Here is a 17,969-nt window from a genome sequence, read left to right as displayed (position 1 = left end):
ACAAATTGAAATTGCAGTAATTTTATTTAACTCATACAATAAAATCCAGACTACAGCCAGGAGAGCATGATGGGAATAGGGAGTAGATTAAAGAGTTGGTTTATTGGTTCCAAAACTAATAATACCGCTCAAGGAGGCAATTCCAAAAATGGAAACAAGACAACTGGCAATAAAACCACTCCCGCAGTTGAAGAAGAAAGCAGCCCTGGTTTCATCTTGAATATGTTATCAGCCGGCAAATCGCTGGCCGCAGCAGTTCCTGCAACAGCGATGTCTGTTTACGCTCATCAGCCGACACGGGAACTGGCCGGAACCGTAGTCAAAATCTTGCGGGAAGATTTCGCACTGCCGCTCCTAATCTCTTTTGTAAATGATACTCTCGAGAAGGTGGCCCAATCCCAGGATGATGAACAGGATAATAATACCAATCCTTTTGTAAAGGGCGCTCTGGGCGTGCTTACACTTGTAGAATTGTATTATTGGATAACAAAAGGGTCACGGGGAACAGTCCGGCTTTTCGCCGTTGGAGCCACTGCCAGGAGCTCTCTGAATCTTCCCAAAGAAATAAACAATAATGAAATAGGAATCCGGACTGGGTCAAGGGAACTTGCGGTTGTAGTGGGTACCAAATTGTCTTTGTGGGGATTAAGTTTTAAAGCGCCTCTGTCTGCAAAGGTATTATCGCATATAACCTCTAGTCGTTATGCACTCAGTTCGAGAATTCCAGTACATGATGCTACAGCGCGCATGGATTATTTACAGCAGAATTTTGAATATGTCTTTTGTCTGGCTATAACTGAGGCTCTGGCTTCACTCTTGATAACCTATGCCATCGATTCTGACCCTAATATGATGCTGGAATTTTTAGTTGAGCAAATTGTTATGCTGGTTATGCTGAATTTAGTCGCACATATGACAGTGCCGAACGCGAATACGGTAAAACGCTGGATACCGGATCCTGTCGCCTATTATCAATCGTCTCTGGCGTTTGCGTTTGACCTTACCGTATTTGTCATTCAAAAAGCCATGCCTTTTATTATGAATCAGCCGCCGTCTCATTTTCCCTGGGATAAGGTCAAAGCATTTGCAGTACAGACCGTAGCTAAATTCAAGACACTCCGGCAAACGCCTTTCGTCCAGGAATGGATAGCGCCTACCGCAGTAAAAGTTGTGCCGGATATCTTCCAAAGTGAACTGCAGTTCAGGCTCGATCCGGTTCTGAGCCAATATTTAGGGCGTTTGCGTGTTTCTACTATCGAATTGATCAAGAGCATTGAGGAGATGCGTGAGACGCCTAAAGTCAGACTTGTTCTGTCGCTGCCAACCAGATTTGGCGCCTTCATTACAGCTTCTTTTGCTCATATCCATAGTAATGTTGCGAAAACGGCGCTGAAATTTTTCGCTAACCCGGAAATGATGCGCATTTTAGGCGATATCAGGCGTGTCTTGGAGATAACCCATACCACTCGCGCGCCCGCCGTAGAAACAGAAAGCAGCACGATTGCCATGGGCGAAAGTCAGGAAACACCATCACAGCCAGTCGAAAACCCGGTCAGGCATACTAGTCAGGAAGTCAGTGAGTTACTCAAAGCAAGCGCCGCGCAACCGGTAACGTCGACAGAAGACAAACCTGCTCCCAGATCCTCGTTGCAGGATATGGCTCAAAGGTTGGCAAAAAGCAAGAAAATTGATAAAAAACAACAGGTTGACATAAGGCTCAGTACGGTTACAGCGACACCGTTAGTAGTAACGGCGGCAGGCGCAGCACAACGGTCAACGCAAAAGCCGCCATCAAAAACCCCCGTAATTACGCCATCATCGCAACTTTTTTAAAGGGGAAGGCAGGATTTGATGCACGCTGTGTAATCATGGTTTTATATGAAGAAGTGTTGGGCTTTACAGCCCAATCTACGCTTTTTAGATTGTTTTTTCCGGGTATTCGCAGAGATCGTTAATCAGGCATTCTGCGCAGCGCGGTTTGCGTGCAACACAGATATAGCGGCCATGCAGAATCAGCCAGTGATGGGCATCCTTGAGAAATTCCGGTTCAATGTTGGCGAGCAATGCTTTTTCAACCGCTAAGGGTGTTTTGCCAGGCGCGATGCCTGTTCGATTTGCAACTCGGAAAATATGGGTATCAACCGCCATGGTTAGCTGATCAAATGCGGTATTTAAAACGACATTGGCTGTTTTACGGCCCACTCCAGGCAGCGCCTCCAGTTCCTCTCGCGTTAACGGTACCTGACTGTTGTGTTTTTCGATCAGTAGCTGGCAGGTTTTAATCACATTACTTGCTTTGCTGTTATATAACCCGATCGTTTTAATATATTCTTTCAGTTTTTCCACACCCAGCTCTAATATCGCTTTTGGTGTATTGGCAACCGGAAATAACCGCTGAGTCGCTTTGTTCACGCTGACATCCGTTGCCTGCGCAGACAGCATAACCGCAATCAGCAATTCAAAGGGCGTGGAGTAATCAAGCTCTGTTGTCGGATGGGGATTCGCGGCCTGAAACCGCTTGAATATCTCGCGCCGCTTTGCTTTATTCATTATTCTTTTTAGCCTTCAGACGAGCCATTGCCTGTTGAATATAGTCCTGTTTCGCCTGAATATCCTGCGTATCCTTATTAACCAGTTTACGCTTTTCACGATATGCCTGCTGTTGTTCATGCTGCTCACGTAAATGTCTGATCTGGCGTGCCTGATGATGAGCACGGGCTTGCTCTTTATCATAGGTTGATTCAACAACCGGATGCATTTCAATACAATCTACCGGACAAGGCTCAACGCATAAACCACAGCCTGTACATTCAGTGGTAATGATTGCATGCATTAATTTTGCACTACCGATAATGGCGTCCACGGGACACGCCTGAATACATTTGGTGCAGCCAACACATTCTGCTTCCCGAATAACCGCTAATGCGGGTTGCCGGGTATTGGCAATCGCCTGTTCAAAATAAGGCGCCGGATCAATATCCAATCGTGCAGCCAAAGCCTTAACCGTTGCCGCGCCGCCGGGCGGGCATTGATTAATCGCAGCACTGCCCTGCACTAACGCTTCGGCATAGGGCATACAACCGCGAAAACCACATTCGCCGCATTGGGTTTGCGGCAGTAAAGCATCGATTTCTTTAGCAGGAATTGTCATTTTACCTTCATGCCTGGTAATGCACCGCTATCCGGTTGTAACAGAAAAATTCCCTTCCCGTCGCCCGCTGCCAAAACCATTCCCTCGGAAATACCAAAACGCATGGTGCGCGGCGCCAGATTGGCAACCATAACCGTTAAACGGCCGATCAGTTCCTGCGGCTGGTAAGCTGATTTAATACCGGCAAAAACCTGTTTCTGGCTATCGCCCAAATCAAGCTGCAGGCGCAATAATTTGTCAGCGCCTTCCACCGGTTCAGCGGCCGCGATCCGGGCAATCCGTAAATCGATTTTGGCAAACTCATCAATTGAGACATAAGATTGCTCGGCAGACGTTGCTTTTTCGGTGCCGGCAACCGCTGTTTCAGCTTTGGTATCGGCAAGTATGGCATCAATTTTCTCGCGTTCTACGCGTACAATTAACGGGGTAAAGGCGGCAATTTTGTGCGTCAGCAAGGGCTTGTCAATCCCATCCCAGGTTAAAGGCGCACAATTGAGGAATTGTTCAACCTGTTCGGCCATCATCGGTAATACCGGCTTCAGGTAAGTCATTAGCACTCGAAACAGGTTAAGCGCCATGGTGCACACTGCTTGTACCTGAGCTAATTGCTCCGGATCTTTAACCAGTACCCAGGGTTTATTATTATCAATGTATTGGTTAACCCGGTCAGCACACTCCATAATCTGACGGATTGCGCGCGCATAATCGCGTTGGACATAAGCGTCAATGATCGCCTCACGCTCAGCAACTAATGCCTTATATAGTTCCGGCTCAGACAAGGTGTCAGAAAGTTGATTATCAAAGCGCTTGTTAATAAACCCGGCACAACGGCTGGCGATATTTACCACTTTACCAACCAAATCGGCATTTACCCGATTAATGAAATCATCAAAATTCAAATCCAGATCATCAACCCGGCCATTGAGTTTGGCAGCAAAATAATAACGCAGGTATTCAGGATGCAAATGGCGCAGGTAAGTTCGCGCCTCAATAAATGTACCGCGCGACTTGGACATTTTTTGTCCGTTAACCGTTAAAAAGCCGTGGGCAAAAACGGCTGTCGGCAAACGATGGCCGCTACCGGCAAGCATTGCGGGCCAGAACAGGGCGTGAAAATACACAATATCTTTACCGACAAAATGATAAAGCTCAGCAGTTGAATCCTTACTCCAGAACTCATCAAAGGACACACCATTACTATCGCAATATTTTTTGAAGCTGGCCATATAGCCGATAGGCGCATCAAGCCATACATAGAAATATTTATCAGCCGTACCCGGAATCAGGAAGCCAAAATATGGCGCATCACGGGAAATATCCCACTGTTTCAGGCCAGCAGCAAACCATTCATCAAGTTTGTTAGCTACTTCAGGTTGCAGATGGCCGCTTGTTGTCCATTCTTTCAATAATTTTTCATAGCGCGGCAAATCAAAGAAATAGTGCTCGGATTCTTTTTCCACTGGTCTGGCGCCGGAAATTGCCGAGACGGCATCAAGCAGTTCAGTTGGGGAATAGGTTGCACCGCAAGCTTCACAGTTATCGCCATATTGATCCGGCGTTTTACATTTTGGACAAGTTCCCTTGACATAGCGATCCGGCAAAAACATGGCTTTGGCAGGATCGTAGAATTGTTTGATCGATTTTTTTACAATGTCGCCGTTCTCTTGCAGCTTTTGGTATATTTGATTGGCCAGCTGTTGGTTTTCAGCAGAATGGGTTGTGTAGTAACTGTCGTAGTTAATCGCAAACGCTTTAAAATCCTGTTCATGACTTTGACGGATTTCAGTGGTTAGCTGCTCAGGCGTAATACCTGCTTTCTCGGCTTTCAGCATGATCGGAGTGCCATGAGCATCATCACCGCAGACACTGATGCATTGATGGCCCAGCATTTTTTGTGTACGAACCCAGACATCAGTTTGAATATGCTCGACCAGATGGCCAAGATGTAAATGGCCATTTGCATAAGGCAAGGCACTGGTTACCAGGATTTTACGAGTGCTCATAACGGTTTCCATCGCTCAAATGGCGAAGTATAACGCATTTATTACAGGCAATGAACCCTTTGACGAAGTGAATAGCGGATTACAAGCTGGTGAAAAAATCATTTTAAACCCGCCGGACTCTATTTATAATGGTGAATTAATCCGTGTAAGCAATAAAACAGAGCCATTATAGGAAATCATGACAAAACCACGTTTAATTATCGGGATCAGCGGCTCATCAGGTATTATTTACGGTATCCGTTTACTGGAAACGCTCTCAACGCTATACGTTGAAACTCATCTGATTATCAGCAAAGCCGCTCAACTGACCCATCACTATGAAACAAGCGCAATCACGCTGCAGCAGCTAAAAGGCATGGCCGATGTGCACCATGCCAATAGCAATATTGCAGCAAGCATTGCCAGCGGCTCTTTTAAAACGATGGGAATGATTATCGCGCCCTGCTCGATGAAAACACTGGGCGAAATTTCGCACGGCATTACCAGCACCCTGCTCACCCGGGCCGCAGATGTGGTTTTGAAAGAAAGAAGGCGGCTGGTTCTCATGCCCCGTGAAGCGCCGCTTCATCTTGGCCACCTGCAAAATATGACCCTTGCCACGCAGATGGGCGCCATTATTTATCCGCCCGTTCCTGCTTTTTATAATAATCCCCAGACTATTGATGATTTAGTCAACACAACCGTTGGCCGGGTATTGGATTTATTTGATTTGGACAGTGGTTTGGTCAAGCGCTGGGGAGAGGAATAAAAAAACGCGGCGTTTGCCGCGTTTTTAGATGCTGTACTACGCTTAAGTTATCCGTTTAAGCCAGAAGTCGCAGGAACATAACTGGGAGTAGAAGATTCAGCAAATACAGAGCTGGATTGGGGTGCTTCGTAAAAACTGGTTCCATGACCATGATGATGATCAGAAGGAAGTTCTTCTGCAACTACAGTCGTTTGTGGAGCTTCAGTTTGCTGGAGATGTTGGTTGTAGTAAGGATTTGTTGAAGTTGAGGTAATATTTTCATATTGCGCTTCTTCACGTCTCTCTAATACTAACTCATCAGAAGAGGTTTGTGTTTTAAAGCGATCAGTAAACAAACCAACAACATCTTTAACAACGCGTCTGACACCATCATAAACCAGACCAAGACCCAGTGCAGCAACAAAGCCAGCAACAGTCGCAACGGCTGGTGCAGCAGCAGCAATAATCATAGTGGCTACAGCAGCGCCGCCAGCAAAATTAAATAAAGAGAACAGTGGTGCAAAAATTGCAACGCCTTTAATTGAAACGGCAGCCAGAGCAGCAACTGCAGCTGGAGCAAAAGCATATACGAATACCGATGCCAAAGCCGCAACCAGTGCTAACGCAAGCAAGCCAAACAATATTTTGACATAATGTCTACCTAAAAAACCAGTAATTGCTTGAAACATAATTTTACTCCTAGGTTAAAAATCGAGGCCATAATAGCAACTAATTAATATAATTGAAATAAAAATGCCCAATAAGTTGTAACAAAATCGTAAATTTTTATCAAGGTCTGATTAAAAATAGATCGTTGGATCAGCACAACCAGCCTCGGCAAAACCTTTACGCCGATATTCACAACTATGGCATTTTCCACACGCTTCACCACCAGGCCCTGCCTGATAACAGGACACGGTCATAGCATAGTCTACACCTAATCTGCGGCCCGTCGCTATGATTTCCGCCTTGGTTAATGTCAGCAAAGGCGCATTGATAGTAATTGGCGCGCCTTCAACACCGGCTTTGGTCGCCAGTCTGGCCATTGCCTGAAACGCAGCCAGAAACTCCGGCCGGCAGTCCGGATAGCCGCCATAATCGACGACATTTGCGCCAATAAACAGATCATTAGCCTGCAAAACCTCAGCATAGCCCAAGGCAATTGAGAGAAAGACCGTATTGCGGGCGGGAACGTAGGTAACCGGTATTTCAGATTTTGCACTGTACTCAGGCACGTCAATCGCTTTATCCGTGAGCGCCGAGCCGCCGAATTGCCCGACATCCAGATTCACTATCCGGTGTTCGGCCACTTCAAACTGGTCAGCAATTCTTTTCGCCGCCTCTAATTCAGCTGTGTGTTTCTGACCATACATAAAACTAAGCGCATAACATTCAAACCCCTGTGATTTGGCAATTGCAACGCAAGTTGCCGAGTCAAGGCCGCCGGAAAGCAAAATCACTGCTTTGGCCATAATTAACCTCAATGGTGAAAAAATGAGATCTTAATGGATAGAAAAGTAATAACGCAAGAACCTTGTCGTTCCTGTGAAGGCATACTGCCGCACTGTCTTTCCCGCGAAGGCGGAATCCATTTCTCAAGTTGGCTCTTTACCTTGTTTGATGGATAGATCCCCGCCTTCACGGGGATGACAATTCGGTTAAGTGATAGATACTGTCATTCCCGCGAAGGCGGGAATCCATTTCTCCAGTTAGCACCTTACCTTGTTCGATGAATTGATCTCCCCCTCCGCAGGGGATGACACATTTTCTTAACTTAATGAAACGCACCTATCTCCAAACATAAGCTAAAATTATCTTTAGATAGGTTACATAATTGTAAATGGATATATTTTAGCCTTGTCCTTCAAATTCATACTGTGATATAAAAAAGAGCAAATTGAATTTTATAAATCACAAATCCCTTTATAAGGAGGCGGCATAATGACTGAAAGCAGCAGTAATAAACCAATGGCACCATTAAGCAAACTGATAGGCCAACATGGTTTAAATGCTGCTCGCCGCCGCTATCACGCCAGCAAAGGCGATTCCCGCAATCGCGATCAACTCCCGGGGATTGCCGAAATAGCAGAACTAAGAGGATTTTATCCGGCTTTGCTGGATTATTACCGTCAGCAATTAGACCAGACCAATTCTGCAATTTTTAAATTCCTGACTGAGCAACAGAAAAAAGCGCTGGCTGATAAGCTTATGCTCACCGGGTATTTACTGGATTTTCAAATTTTATTAGCTGAAGCGGAGCATCGAACTAAAGGCCTGGAAAAATTGCTTAAACACAAAGTCAAATGTAACCAGTTGCTGGAAATGCTATTACCGCAAGCTAATAACCCGGTTACCGCTGCAATAGCGCAAAATCACCAGGAAGAAGCCGCTGCAGCACAGCCAGGGTTTCTGCTAGGCTGGTTATTGGGATTAGGCAAAGCCATCGGCAAAACCATGATGAGTATTATGGACGATGGCGGCGAAAAATTGCTTACCTCGGCTGAAAAGAAAATGTCCAAAAGCAATGACCTTAGACTTTATTGGGTCTGGGGCGGAGGAATGCTGAGCGCCATTCTGGAAATGCTGCCGGCTGATTTTTATAATAACCAGCAGGCACAAGCCGCGCTAGGCGTGCCTGCGCCCATAACAGGTTACATGAGCTGGGTCTTATACTACACTCGGCTTGGAATTAACCTTTATCTGCTGACGAAACACGCTAATCCCTGGCTCAAAGACTCTCCGGAAGCGGAGATTCCCTGGCAAGAACGGTTTTTAACCCAATGGGATATGCGCAAATTCACAATATTGAATGACTTGTTCTGGGCGACAGCCAATCTTGCCTGTTATTTCTGGCTGGTTGGTTCAGGTGCGCTGGGAACAGCGGGTAATGCCGTAACCGCTGGCCTGTTACTGATGGACATTGCCTTGACCTGCTGGCGATTTTATGAAGAGCAAACGGCTTATAACAAAAAAATGCAGGACTATAAAGAAGCCATTGAGGATTTGGAAGAAGAAAAGACCAAATTAATCGCGGCCAAAGCCGATTATGAAAACGCTCTTGCCAAACTGAAAGAAGAAAAAGCCAACTTATTGGCAAACCAGGCTGGTAACCAAGAAGCGGTTATGAGACTAGAGGCAGCAGAAAAGGCAAGAGCCGAGGAAATCAGAGAAGCCCAGGAGTCACTGGAAACGATTGACAACCGGCTTGATGACCTCAGAAAGCAACAAGAAAATGAGCAATTTGAATGGAAATTCAAGCAGATGAAGCTGATTAACGATTTAACCTATGCCGTCAGCCTTTTCATTGCGTTTGTTCTGATGTGCAGCTTGTTTATACCCGCAGCGGCACCAGTTGCACTTGCACTGGGAGTTGCAGGCGCCGCCCTGAGTTTCGTCTTGACTCTAGCCACATCGGCAATCAACAGCGCGATTGAAATCGAACATTCAAAGCAGCTGCGCAATCGCATCAAAACCGACTGTGAAAAGTTGCTGCAGAAATTTGGCGAAGCGGAGGACGATCCGAATATGCAGAGGCAAATTTACCTGCTGCTGGCAGAACGGATGGCGGAGTCGGCTCATCAAAAATGCATGATCCGGTTCCAGGCGGTGCAATTGACTCGTTCGGTATTGATTGATGCATTGGTTCCGGCACTGGTCTTTACAGCCTTGGTCATGATGCCGATAGGCCCGGGATTAGGGGTGCTGGCGGCAGGTCTTGCTTTGGCAGTGCTTTCAAATATCCTTATTAACCGCTATAAGCCCACGCGCGGTAAACTGCCAGAGTTTAAAGAGGTTAAATTTGTCGCTTTTGAAGCCTGGTTCAACAAGGATCGCGCTCATTGCCTGGATCATTTCAACAAAGCAGGCCGCCCCGGACTTCTCCCATCCTTACCCAAGGCTGTCGATGAAGAAAAACCGTTGCTGCCCTCTGATCACTTCCAGGCCGCACCAGGCGCAGGCAATTAATTAATACTCCTGCCGCCGTCAACATTAATTGCCTGGCCGGTGATAAACGCATTCCCGGCCAGTGCAACTACCGCTTGGGCGATATAAACCGGTGAACCGTGACGCTTAAGCGGCGTCATTGCGATAATCTGTTGGCGCACGTCATCCGTTAACAGGTTTTCCTGTTCAGGCCAGGCAATCGCACCGGGAGCAACGGCATTTACCCGCACTTTGGGCGCAAGTTCGCGCGCCAGCGCCTTGGTCTGCATCAATAGAGCCGCTTTGGTCTGGCAATAGACGGCATACCCTTTTAACGGTTTTTCCGCATGAATATCAGTAATATTAATAATACTGCCTTCTTGCGCTTCAAGATAAGGCGCAGCCAGACAGCTTAACTGGAATGGGATTTGGACATTGACGGTAAATTGTTGTTGCCATTGCGCCATGTTCAAGTTGCCGCATGGGGAGCGGATAAATACTGATGCGTTATTCACCAGCAGATCCAGCCGGTTTTTCCAGGCTATTGCCTGTTCAATCAAACGCTCTGCCGCCTGGGGTTGAAGAAGATCCTGGCTGATAATCAGCGCGCTGTCTGGCCGGCGGCTATTTAGTTGTTCAGCTAAAGAACGGGCATCTGCGATGGAGTGATGACAATGTATAATTACGGCATAACCGTATTGATGAAGGTGTTCAGTAATCGTTGCGCCTATGCGGCGGGCTGCTCCCGTAATGAGTGCAATTTTTTCTGACATATGCATGAATCCCTGTTTAAGATGTCATTAATGTTGCCTGGGTGAAACGCGGTGGAACCCGGGTTACGGTCCTGCGGACCTCCACCCAGGCTACAGGCTACATTTATTATAAGATTCCACAAGTTTTTGTCGGTTGCTCCAGAGGCGCCTCATCCGGTGCGTGATGATAGAAGCTGTTGCTATTTCCGCCTATTGGAATCGCTACGAAGTCTTCTGCGGCTTTTTGAGCGCCGGGAACCGGCGGGCTCAATGGCTGCGAGAATACATTATCAGGCATATCGATATGATGACTGGCCTCTTGCACCGTTTGCGGCGCACATACTGGAGGCTCCCAGTGCTCAGGCATATCAATTCTGACATCATTACCGGGTGTTTGGGATTCAGAATATAGCCATTCAGGAGCTGGCGACAGGTTGTGTTCAAGGCCAGGTTCAGGTGCAAGCGCAGGATCAAAAACAGTTTCCGCATCCCGCAGCTCCGCTTTTTCCGATTCCAGCTGCGCGGCACGCGGTTTATGCCACCAGGAGGTAAAACCGGTTACAAGCTTATTAAGCACAGGCCCGACAGTCGCAACCGCAAAACCGACAATCGCACCAGTCGTAAAGGTGTTATTCAGCGTAGCCACAAACAGTGGGAGTTGGGCAATAGCCCCTGGCAGGATTTTGGTAACAACCACCGGCCAGGCAAAAGCGAATGCCGTACCATATACCGCCATAACCAGTCCAACAGCCGCAAACATAAATATAGCTTTATAAGCCAGATTGCTTCCTTTTACCGTCTCATAAATCCCGCGAATAAACTCAATAGGTGAAGTGAAAGCCTGACCAACAGTGTAAGCCAGCAAGGTTACTGCCATAGCAGCGTATAATAATAGCTGGATCAAACCTAAGACCACATAGCCAATAATCTCGCCAGGTTTTCCAAACAATCGAGATAAACCCTTTCCAGCCGACTCAGTGAGCAGCAATAATGCCTGTAAGGCAAAATAGGTTAAGCCGGGTACCAATTCTGTTACCGCTTTTACCAGATTCACAACCAGCCGTGATGGTGTTATCACCACATTTAATGGAATGGCAAAGAGCGCTGTTAATATATTTTTCCATCTGCTATGGCCCGGATTCCATCCCATAAAATTATTGAGAATCTCGGGCTCAGATTCTTTATCAAACTGACGGTTAGGCAAACCCAAAAACGAGGTTAACAAGGTTTTAAACCGGACCCGGTATGGATTTCCTATATAACGCTTTTCATCGCCATTGATGGTTTTTTTGATGTCATCAACGCCATCTGCCGGGTAGGTTTCAAAAATAAAATTAATAGCGGCTTCTGTATTGCCGCCAAGAGAAAGATCATGCTTCTGAGATTTTGTTAAACGATACATAGCAAACAATAAGGCTTTTTGCCTAAAAAATTAACATGCATGATGGTAACGATTTTGCGCTCTTTAGTCAAGCCATAGCCAACGAACAAGCTTGGCTTCATTGCCATTACACGAAGAAATTTATAGTTCCTGCGCGGGAATGACAATGAATTAACTCTTGTTTCCCGAATGAAAACGGAGTATTTTCCCTGTTTTATTCTCAACCAACTGTCCGATGAATTTACTTGAACGATTACGCGGCCTCATCCGGCAATATCAGCGGCTTGATTTTGCTGAATTCATGCAGCTTGCATTATATGATTTGCAATATGGTTACTATAGCAGTGGTTTGTTGAAATTCGGCAAGCATGGGGATTTTGTTACAGCACCCGAGCTTGGCCCGTTATTCGGCTATACGCTGGCCAATCAATGCCGCGAAGTGCTTGCCGGACTGGAAAAACCGGTATTATTGGAATTTGGCGCGGGCTCCGGCCGTTTATGTGTCGATTTATTGCGGCGGCTTGAGCAGCTTGATTGCCTGCCTGAGCAGTATCAGATCATTGAAGTCAGTGATAATTTGCGCCAGCGTCAGCAGCAATTAATCACAGCTGAAATCTCTCATCTGGCAAATAGGGTAAGCTGGCTTGATAGCTGGCCGGAAAAACCATTAAATGGCGTGATTATTGGCAATGAAGTATTAGATGCAATGCCGGTTCATCGTTTCCTGCAGACAGAGCACGGCATTGCAGAAAGTTATATTACATTGAATGATCAAAATGAGCTCATTGAGATTTTTGAGCCGAGCGCGAATGAGCAATTGCTTGCCCATGTAAAAAAGGTCTTGCCCGCTGATTATTCGCCATACTGTTCAGAAGCCAACCTGTTTATTGACGGCTGGATTGCGGAGTGCGCCTCTATACTTAATCAGGGGGCTATCCTGTTAATAGATTATGGTTTTCCCCGGCATGAATATTATCACCCGGATCGCAACCAGGGCACATTAATGTGTCATTATCGCCATCAGGCCCATACTAATCCATTGCTTCATATCGGCGAACAGGATATTACCGCCCATGTCGATTTTACCCATGTGGCCGAAGCGGGCCAGGCTGCCGGATTGCATGTGGCAGGCTATACTAACCAGGCTGCTTTTTTATTGGCGAATGGTTTGTTAAGCTTACTGGATGATATTGAAGACGGACCTGCACGTGTTAACGCGCAGCAGGCGGTCAAACAATTGACCAATCCCAGCGAAATGGGCGAATTATTCAAAGTAATCGCGTTGACCAAAAACCTTAATAAACCCTTAACCGGGTTTCAGCTATACGATAAGAGAGCGAGTTTGTAACCATGACCCGATATTTAACTACGGTAGAATTGCAAAAGGAGTCGATGAAATTTTCTGCCGGTCACACCACCATTTTTTCTGCAACGGAGCGAGAACCGCTCCACGGCCATATGTATGGCGTTTATCTGGCGCTCACTACCTGGGTGGAAGAGAATGGCATGACCTTCGATTACCGTTATTATAAACACCGGGTGCATAATCTCTGCCGTCAACTCAACCAGACTTTTCTGATGCCTGAGTTTTCTCCCTTTATGCAGATAAGCGAAGATGACGAATATTATTATTTTACGTTTAACCACAAGAAAATACCGTTTTTAAAGGAAGACGTCACCTTGATGCCGTTGTCTAATATAACAGTTGAAGAATTATCACGCTGGTTTGTTAACGAACTCATTAAGGATAAAGAAGAACTGGATCGTCATCGCATCGAAAAGATCGTGATTAAAGTTTTTTCTGCTCCCGGGCAATCAGCCAGCCATCAATGGCTGCGCAGCTGACATGACGGGTACGGATATTGTTCAGGTCTGTATCCCCAACACCAGCCGTGACTGGTTTGATTATGAGCCGGCAGGCTTGTTACCCGTGATCGGCGCCCGGGTGTGGGTGCCGTTTCGCAAACGGACCGAACTGGGCATTGTTGTCGGTTACGGCAAACAACAGGCCAATATCCAGCTTAAATCCATAAGCAGCATAATTGACGCCGCACCTTTAATAAGCCCGGCAATGCTGACGTTTTGCCAATGGATTGCGGACTATTATCAATCGCCTTTATCGGAAGTACTGCCGCTTGCCCTGCCAAAAAAATTGCGCCAGGGACTTGATGCCGATTTACCAGTAAGTCATTGGTATCAATTGGCCATGCCGGCAGATAACGCACATGCAGAGCTCAATCCGCGGGCGTTTAAGCAGCATGCCCTGCTTGATTATATCAATCAACATCAGCCTGCTGCAGAAAAAACGCTGGTTGCAGCAGGCTTTGGCAAAAAGCTGTTAACCACACTGTTAACCCAGGAGTTAATTTGCAGTCGGCAGGAACTGGATCTGGCGGCATATTGCGGCAGCGGCGAACAGGCGCCCTTAGCATTAAATGCGGAGCAACAACAGGCTGTCACAGCCATTAGCGAACGGTTAGGAAGTTATCATTGCTTCATGCTGCAGGGTGTTACCGGCAGTGGTAAAACAGAAGTTTATCTGCACGTGATCGCCCAGGTTCTGGCAGCCAAAAAACAAGTCCTGGTGCTAGTGCCGGAAATCGGGCTGACGCCGCAATTACGTTCCCGTTTTCATGCCCGTTTTAACGTGCCGATTGCAATTTTACACTCCAGTCTCAATGAGACGGAACGGGCAGCGGCATGGAAGTTGGCGCATGACAATCAGGTCAAGCTGGTAATCGGCACTCGTGCAGCGCTGTTCACCCCCTTGCCGGAGTTGGGATTAATTGTTATCGATGAAGAACATGACAGTTCATTAAAACAAATGGACGGCGTGCGTTATTCTGCCCGAGACGGTGCCTTGATTCGCGCTCATCAGGCCAATATTCCCATTATACTCGGTTCAGCCACGCCAAGCCTGGAAAGCATTCATAATTGCCAGCAGAAGAAATACACTTTATTGCGCCTTAATCAGAAGGCAATCAGCACCACGCCTTTATTTTATCAGGTTGTAGATTTACGTAATACTCCCATTCAACATGGGCTCGCGCCCGCGACAATTGCGGTGATTGATGAGCATTTGAAACAGAATAATCAGGTATTGGTTTTTATTAACCGCCGCGGTTTTGCGCCGGTATTATTATGTCATCAATGCGGCTGGATGGTTGATTGTAAAGCCTGCGACAGTCATTTGACCCTGCATACCCACAACCGCAGCCTGATGTGTCATCATTGCGGTTCAAATCAGGCAATTCCAACCTATTGCCGGCGTTGCCGCAGCCGGGAACTGATACCTGTCGGAGCAGGCACCCAGCGCATTCACGAATACCTGCAGCAAATCTTTCCCGCCACCGCAATGATGCGTGTCGATCGCGACGAAGTTCGCGGCAAACATGAACTGGATACCCGGCTGGAAATGATCAATCAGGAAAAAGTGCAGCTGATAGTCGGCACGCAAATGCTGGCCAAAGGTCATCATTTTCCGCGGTTAACGCTGGTTGTAGTCGTTGAAGCCGATGCCGGTTTTTACAATCAGGATTTTCGCGCCATTGAACAACTGGGACAATTGTTAACTCAGGTTGCCGGCCGAGCCGGCCGGGCGGAGCAGGCTGGCCAGGTATTAATTCAGACTCATCTGCCGCAACACCCCTTGCTCAATATTCTGATTCGTCAAGGCTATGATGCTTTTGCCGAATCTCTGCTTGCCAACCGCCAACTGGCAGCCCTGCCGCCGTATCAATATTTAGCCGTGATCCGGGCGCAGGATCGCAAGCAGGACAAAATCCTTCAATTGCTCCATGCAATGAAACAGTATTTAAACACCCACACTATCCAGACTTTAGGCCCGGCCCCGGCTCCGTTGGCGCGTAAGGCCAATTTATATCGCATGCAGTTACTGCTTAAAGCGCCGTCGCGAAAATTATTGCAATCGACATTGACCGCGCTGCGTCAGTGGTTAACAATTAATAAACACACTAATGGCGTGCGATGGAATATTGACGTCGATCCACAGGACTTATCATGAGCGAACAGAAAATCAAAATCCATGAAAAAACCTTTGCAATTGCCTGGGGTGATATGGATGCGTTAGGGCATGTTAATAATACCCGTTATTTTGATTACTTTCAGGAAGCCCGGATTGAATGGCTGGCAAGCCAGAATCTTGATATGAAGCAAAATATCGGTCCGGTTGTGATTCATATTGCGTGTACGTTTTTAAAACCGGTGGTTTATCCAGCAACGCTGACCCTGACCAGTACCATGCACAGCCTGGGGCGCTCCAGCTTTATTGTCGATCATGATTTGCTTCAGGATGGCCAACTCATGGCGCAAGGCACCAGTAAAATTGTATGGATTGATTATACTCAGGGCAAATCGGTTGAATTGCCTGAGGCAATTCGGAAAATGTTTGCTTAGGATTTAAGCCTGGGGCTTAAAGCCGCTGCGTCCTTGCAGCAGAGCACATCCTGTGCTGGTCCATGGCGCATTGACATCCTGTCAGACATTCCATGTCATCCCTTATGCTGAAAGTATATAGAATTCGCCCAAAAAATGCCTAGCGTGTTAAGCTGGTCGGCATCCAAGAAATATCTCAAAAGCGGCCAGGATTTTGGCGGAGTTGCTAAAATGGAGGGATATTGGAAGCAGGTTCCCGCTTGCGCGGGAACACCAAAGGGATGTTACATAACGCTGCAAGAACTGCCCGGATTTAAACCACAAACAGTTTTCTGACCCGGATTGCCCAAGCGTTTTTGATTGGTTGGGTTAGCTGCGCCAAATATTGAGTTCGTATTATTTCCAGGACTGGACTCAGCAGGCAGCTCTGTTGTTGCAGGAGCAGAGGTTGCAGATGCTGTCTCAGTAGCCGCTTCTGGAGCTGGTTGTGCCGCAGACGTTGCAGATGTTGTCTCAGCAGCCGCTGCTGGCGCTGCCGCAGGCGTTGCAGATGTTGTCTCAGCAGCCGCTTCTGGAACTGGTTGTGCCGCAGACGTTGCAGATGTTGTCTCAGTAGCCGCTTCTGGAGCTGGCTCTGACGCAGGCGTTGCAGATGTTGTCTCAGTAGCCGCTTCTGGAGCTGTCTCTGACGCAGGCGTTGCAGATGTTGTCTCAGCAGCCGCTTCTGGAGTTGGCTCTGAAATAGTCGTTTCAGAAGCTGGTTTATCAGCGGGTTCTGTACTTGTTGTTACTGGAACAGAATCTGCTCCAATTGTTGTCGTTTCCTCACTGCCGGAACGTTTTACCAATGCAGCATGCATAATACCAAATGATTGTTTTACTTCTTCATGATCCTCGGCATCGATTGCAGCAGTGATAGTTTGTAATTTTATTTTAGCTTCTTCTGTTGCTGATAACTTTCCAGCAATTGCCTGCTCTTGCCCCTTCAATTTACCAAACAATCTTGGGAAAAGATTAACCAGTTCACCGGTAAAACTGTTCCGCTTTACTATTTTCTCTGGATTATCCTGCAGCAGTGCATTCACATGCTTGCTGGCTTTGGTGGCCTGAGCCAGGCGTGTACCAAATGTAGTGCCAGCAAACGTATCATTAGCAACGTTTTTTAATTCGGCGCGCGCTGCTTTATTGTCAGCAAGCGTCATTGCAACATTTTCTGCATATTCAGCTTCATGTTTGGCGAAAAAATGCTTCGCTAACTCGGGGAACTGACGAAAAGCCTCTGTCTTAATATTGGCTACAAATTGCTCAGCAGTAGCAACATGTTTGGCACTACCGTTTATAGCTGCAATTTGAGCCCTTACTATACAGGCATTTTCTAAAGCTCTATAGATATTTACATAAGGTGCTGCGGCCTTCAATTTTCCGTGTAACTGCTGAAAATTGGCGTGAGAGCATTGTTTTACTAATTCTTCTGCCAGCGCATCTTGTTTTGCAGGTTCAAGCGCGTCTAAAGCTGGAGCATTTTCGGCCAAACCGCCATCAGTAGCGATCAATTTCTCATAAGGGTCCTGCATTATTTCTTCGTATGACAACACCATTGTTAATTCTCCTAAAACAACAAAAATAAAGCTCGCCA

The 17,969-nt window shown here is 46.9% G+C and carries 16 protein-coding genes; 8 read left to right on the top strand and 8 right to left on the bottom strand.

Going from position 1 to position 17,969, the window contains the following annotated elements; all coding sequences use genetic code 11:
- Window positions 1-66 precede the first annotated feature (66 nt).
- Window positions 67-1,833: a hypothetical protein gene (locus ACFORL_RS04690; RefSeq protein WP_382341581.1), complete on the top strand. Its 1,767-nt coding sequence runs from the start codon at window positions 67-69 to the stop codon at window positions 1,831-1,833.
- 84 nt (window positions 1,834-1,917) lie between these two features.
- Here ACFORL_RS04690 and nth read toward each other — a convergent pair whose 3' ends face one another.
- From nth to metG, 3 genes are read right to left on the bottom strand one after another with little or no spacing between them, the layout of a single operon-like run.
- Window positions 1,918-2,550, bottom strand: a complete 633-nt coding sequence (gene nth, locus ACFORL_RS04685; protein ID WP_382341579.1) for an endonuclease III — start codon at window positions 2,548-2,550, stop codon at window positions 1,918-1,920.
- Entirely contained in the window at window positions 2,543-3,151 is a 609-nt protein-coding gene (locus ACFORL_RS04680) for an RnfABCDGE type electron transport complex subunit B (protein ID WP_382341577.1), read from the bottom strand. Before ACFORL_RS04680 ends, nth begins: the two co-directional genes overlap by 8 nt.
- Window positions 3,148-5,154 (bottom strand): methionine--tRNA ligase, encoded by a 2,007-nt coding sequence (metG, locus tag ACFORL_RS04675; protein WP_382341575.1) that lies wholly within the window; start codon window positions 5,152-5,154, stop codon window positions 3,148-3,150. Before metG ends, ACFORL_RS04680 begins: the two co-directional genes overlap by 4 nt.
- Between metG and ACFORL_RS04670 the strand changes: the two genes are divergently transcribed.
- Together ACFORL_RS04670 and ACFORL_RS04665 are read left to right on the top strand one after the other, a co-directional pair.
- Entirely contained in the window at window positions 5,147-5,326 is a 180-nt protein-coding gene (locus tag ACFORL_RS04670) for a hypothetical protein (RefSeq protein WP_382341573.1), read from the top strand. The genes metG and ACFORL_RS04670 overlap by 8 nt on opposite strands.
- Window positions 5,327-5,329: 3 nt before the next feature.
- Window positions 5,330-5,902, top strand: coding sequence for a UbiX family flavin prenyltransferase (locus ACFORL_RS04665; protein WP_382341649.1), 573 nt, complete (start codon window positions 5,330-5,332; stop codon window positions 5,900-5,902).
- A gap of 47 nt (window positions 5,903-5,949) precedes the next feature.
- Here the strand turns inward: ACFORL_RS04665 and ACFORL_RS04660 are convergent, their stop codons facing one another.
- Both ACFORL_RS04660 and queC read right to left on the bottom strand, forming a co-directional pair.
- A complete protein-coding gene (locus ACFORL_RS04660; protein WP_382341571.1) occupies window positions 5,950-6,570 on the bottom strand; it encodes a hypothetical protein in 621 nt (206 codons plus the stop codon).
- Window positions 6,571-6,681: 111 nt separating this feature from the next.
- Window positions 6,682-7,353, bottom strand: a complete 672-nt coding sequence (queC, locus tag ACFORL_RS04655; RefSeq protein WP_382341569.1) for a 7-cyano-7-deazaguanine synthase QueC — start codon at window positions 7,351-7,353, stop codon at window positions 6,682-6,684.
- 469 nt (window positions 7,354-7,822) lie between these two features.
- Between queC and ACFORL_RS04650 the strand changes: the two genes are divergently transcribed.
- Entirely contained in the window at window positions 7,823-9,847 is a 2,025-nt protein-coding gene (locus ACFORL_RS04650) for a hypothetical protein (RefSeq protein WP_382341567.1), read from the top strand.
- On the opposite strand, the gene ACFORL_RS04645 is transcribed toward ACFORL_RS04650, so the two are convergent.
- Both ACFORL_RS04645 and ACFORL_RS04640 read right to left on the bottom strand, forming a co-directional pair.
- Window positions 9,844-10,578 carry a pteridine reductase gene (locus ACFORL_RS04645; RefSeq protein ID WP_382341565.1) on the bottom strand — a complete coding sequence of 245 codons (735 nt, stop codon included), beginning with the start codon at window positions 10,576-10,578 and terminating at the stop codon, window positions 9,844-9,846. The genes ACFORL_RS04650 and ACFORL_RS04645 overlap by 4 nt on opposite strands.
- A 106-nt stretch (window positions 10,579-10,684) precedes the next feature.
- The gene (locus ACFORL_RS04640) at window positions 10,685-11,959 is read right to left on the bottom strand and encodes a hypothetical protein (RefSeq protein WP_382341564.1); all 1,275 of its coding nucleotides are present in this window, start codon (window positions 11,957-11,959) and stop codon (window positions 10,685-10,687) included.
- 214 nt (window positions 11,960-12,173) lie between these two features.
- Between ACFORL_RS04640 and ACFORL_RS04635 the strand changes: the two genes are divergently transcribed.
- From ACFORL_RS04635 to ACFORL_RS04620, 4 genes are read left to right on the top strand one after another with little or no spacing between them, the layout of a single operon-like run.
- Window positions 12,174-13,286, top strand: coding sequence for a class I SAM-dependent methyltransferase (locus ACFORL_RS04635; RefSeq protein WP_382341562.1), 1,113 nt, complete (start codon window positions 12,174-12,176; stop codon window positions 13,284-13,286).
- A 2-nt stretch (window positions 13,287-13,288) separates the two neighbouring features.
- Window positions 13,289-13,783 carry a 6-pyruvoyl trahydropterin synthase family protein gene (locus ACFORL_RS04630; RefSeq protein WP_382341561.1) on the top strand — a complete coding sequence of 165 codons (495 nt, stop codon included), beginning with the start codon at window positions 13,289-13,291 and terminating at the stop codon, window positions 13,781-13,783.
- Window position 13,784: 1 nt separating this feature from the next.
- Window positions 13,785-15,962, top strand: coding sequence for a primosomal protein N' (locus tag ACFORL_RS04625; protein WP_382341559.1), 2,178 nt, complete (start codon window positions 13,785-13,787; stop codon window positions 15,960-15,962).
- A complete protein-coding gene (locus tag ACFORL_RS04620; RefSeq protein ID WP_382341557.1) occupies window positions 15,959-16,354 on the top strand; it encodes an acyl-CoA thioesterase in 396 nt (131 codons plus the stop codon). The genes ACFORL_RS04625 and ACFORL_RS04620 overlap by 4 nt, the downstream gene beginning before the upstream one ends.
- Before the next feature lie 263 nt (window positions 16,355-16,617).
- Here the strand turns inward: ACFORL_RS04620 and ACFORL_RS04615 are convergent, their stop codons facing one another.
- Window positions 16,618-17,931, bottom strand: coding sequence for a hypothetical protein (locus ACFORL_RS04615; protein WP_382341555.1), 1,314 nt, complete (start codon window positions 17,929-17,931; stop codon window positions 16,618-16,620).
- Window positions 17,932-17,969 lie beyond the last annotated feature (38 nt).

The sequence above is a fragment of the Legionella dresdenensis genome, assembly GCF_042649825.1.
GTDB lineage: Bacteria > Pseudomonadota > Gammaproteobacteria > Legionellales > Legionellaceae > Legionella_C > Legionella_C dresdenensis.
Note: the sequence above shows the minus strand (reverse complement) of the source record. Positions and strands in the feature narration are given on the sequence as shown.

What these genes read in the sequence shown, in the direction of transcription:
- ACFORL_RS04690 (WP_382341581.1), top strand. Translation starts at nt 67, where the DNA reads ATGATGGGAATAGGGAGTAGATTAAAGAGTTGGTTTATTGGTTCCAAA.
- nth (WP_382341579.1), bottom strand. Translation starts at nt 2,550, where the DNA reads ATGAATAAAGCAAAGCGGCGCGAGATATTCAAGCGGTTTCAGGCCGCG.
- ACFORL_RS04680 (WP_382341577.1), bottom strand. Translation starts at nt 3,151, where the DNA reads ATGACAATTCCTGCTAAAGAAATCGATGCTTTACTGCCGCAAACCCAA.
- metG (WP_382341575.1), bottom strand. Translation starts at nt 5,154, where the DNA reads ATGAGCACTCGTAAAATCCTGGTAACCAGTGCCTTGCCTTATGCAAAT.
- ACFORL_RS04660 (WP_382341571.1), bottom strand. Translation starts at nt 6,570, where the DNA reads ATGTTTCAAGCAATTACTGGTTTTTTAGGTAGACATTATGTCAAAATA.
- queC (WP_382341569.1), bottom strand. Translation starts at nt 7,353, where the DNA reads ATGGCCAAAGCAGTGATTTTGCTTTCCGGCGGCCTTGACTCGGCAACT.
- ACFORL_RS04650 (WP_382341567.1), top strand. Translation starts at nt 7,823, where the DNA reads ATGACTGAAAGCAGCAGTAATAAACCAATGGCACCATTAAGCAAACTG.
- ACFORL_RS04645 (WP_382341565.1), bottom strand. Translation starts at nt 10,578, where the DNA reads ATGTCAGAAAAAATTGCACTCATTACGGGAGCAGCCCGCCGCATAGGC.
- ACFORL_RS04640 (WP_382341564.1), bottom strand. Translation starts at nt 11,959, where the DNA reads ATGTATCGTTTAACAAAATCTCAGAAGCATGATCTTTCTCTTGGCGGC.
- ACFORL_RS04635 (WP_382341562.1), top strand. Translation starts at nt 12,174, where the DNA reads ATGAATTTACTTGAACGATTACGCGGCCTCATCCGGCAATATCAGCGG.
- ACFORL_RS04630 (WP_382341561.1), top strand. Translation starts at nt 13,289, where the DNA reads ATGACCCGATATTTAACTACGGTAGAATTGCAAAAGGAGTCGATGAAA.
- ACFORL_RS04625 (WP_382341559.1), top strand. Translation starts at nt 13,785, where the DNA reads ATGACGGGTACGGATATTGTTCAGGTCTGTATCCCCAACACCAGCCGT.
- ACFORL_RS04620 (WP_382341557.1), top strand. Translation starts at nt 15,959, where the DNA reads ATGAGCGAACAGAAAATCAAAATCCATGAAAAAACCTTTGCAATTGCC.
- ACFORL_RS04615 (WP_382341555.1), bottom strand. Translation starts at nt 17,931, where the DNA reads ATGGTGTTGTCATACGAAGAAATAATGCAGGACCCTTATGAGAAATTG.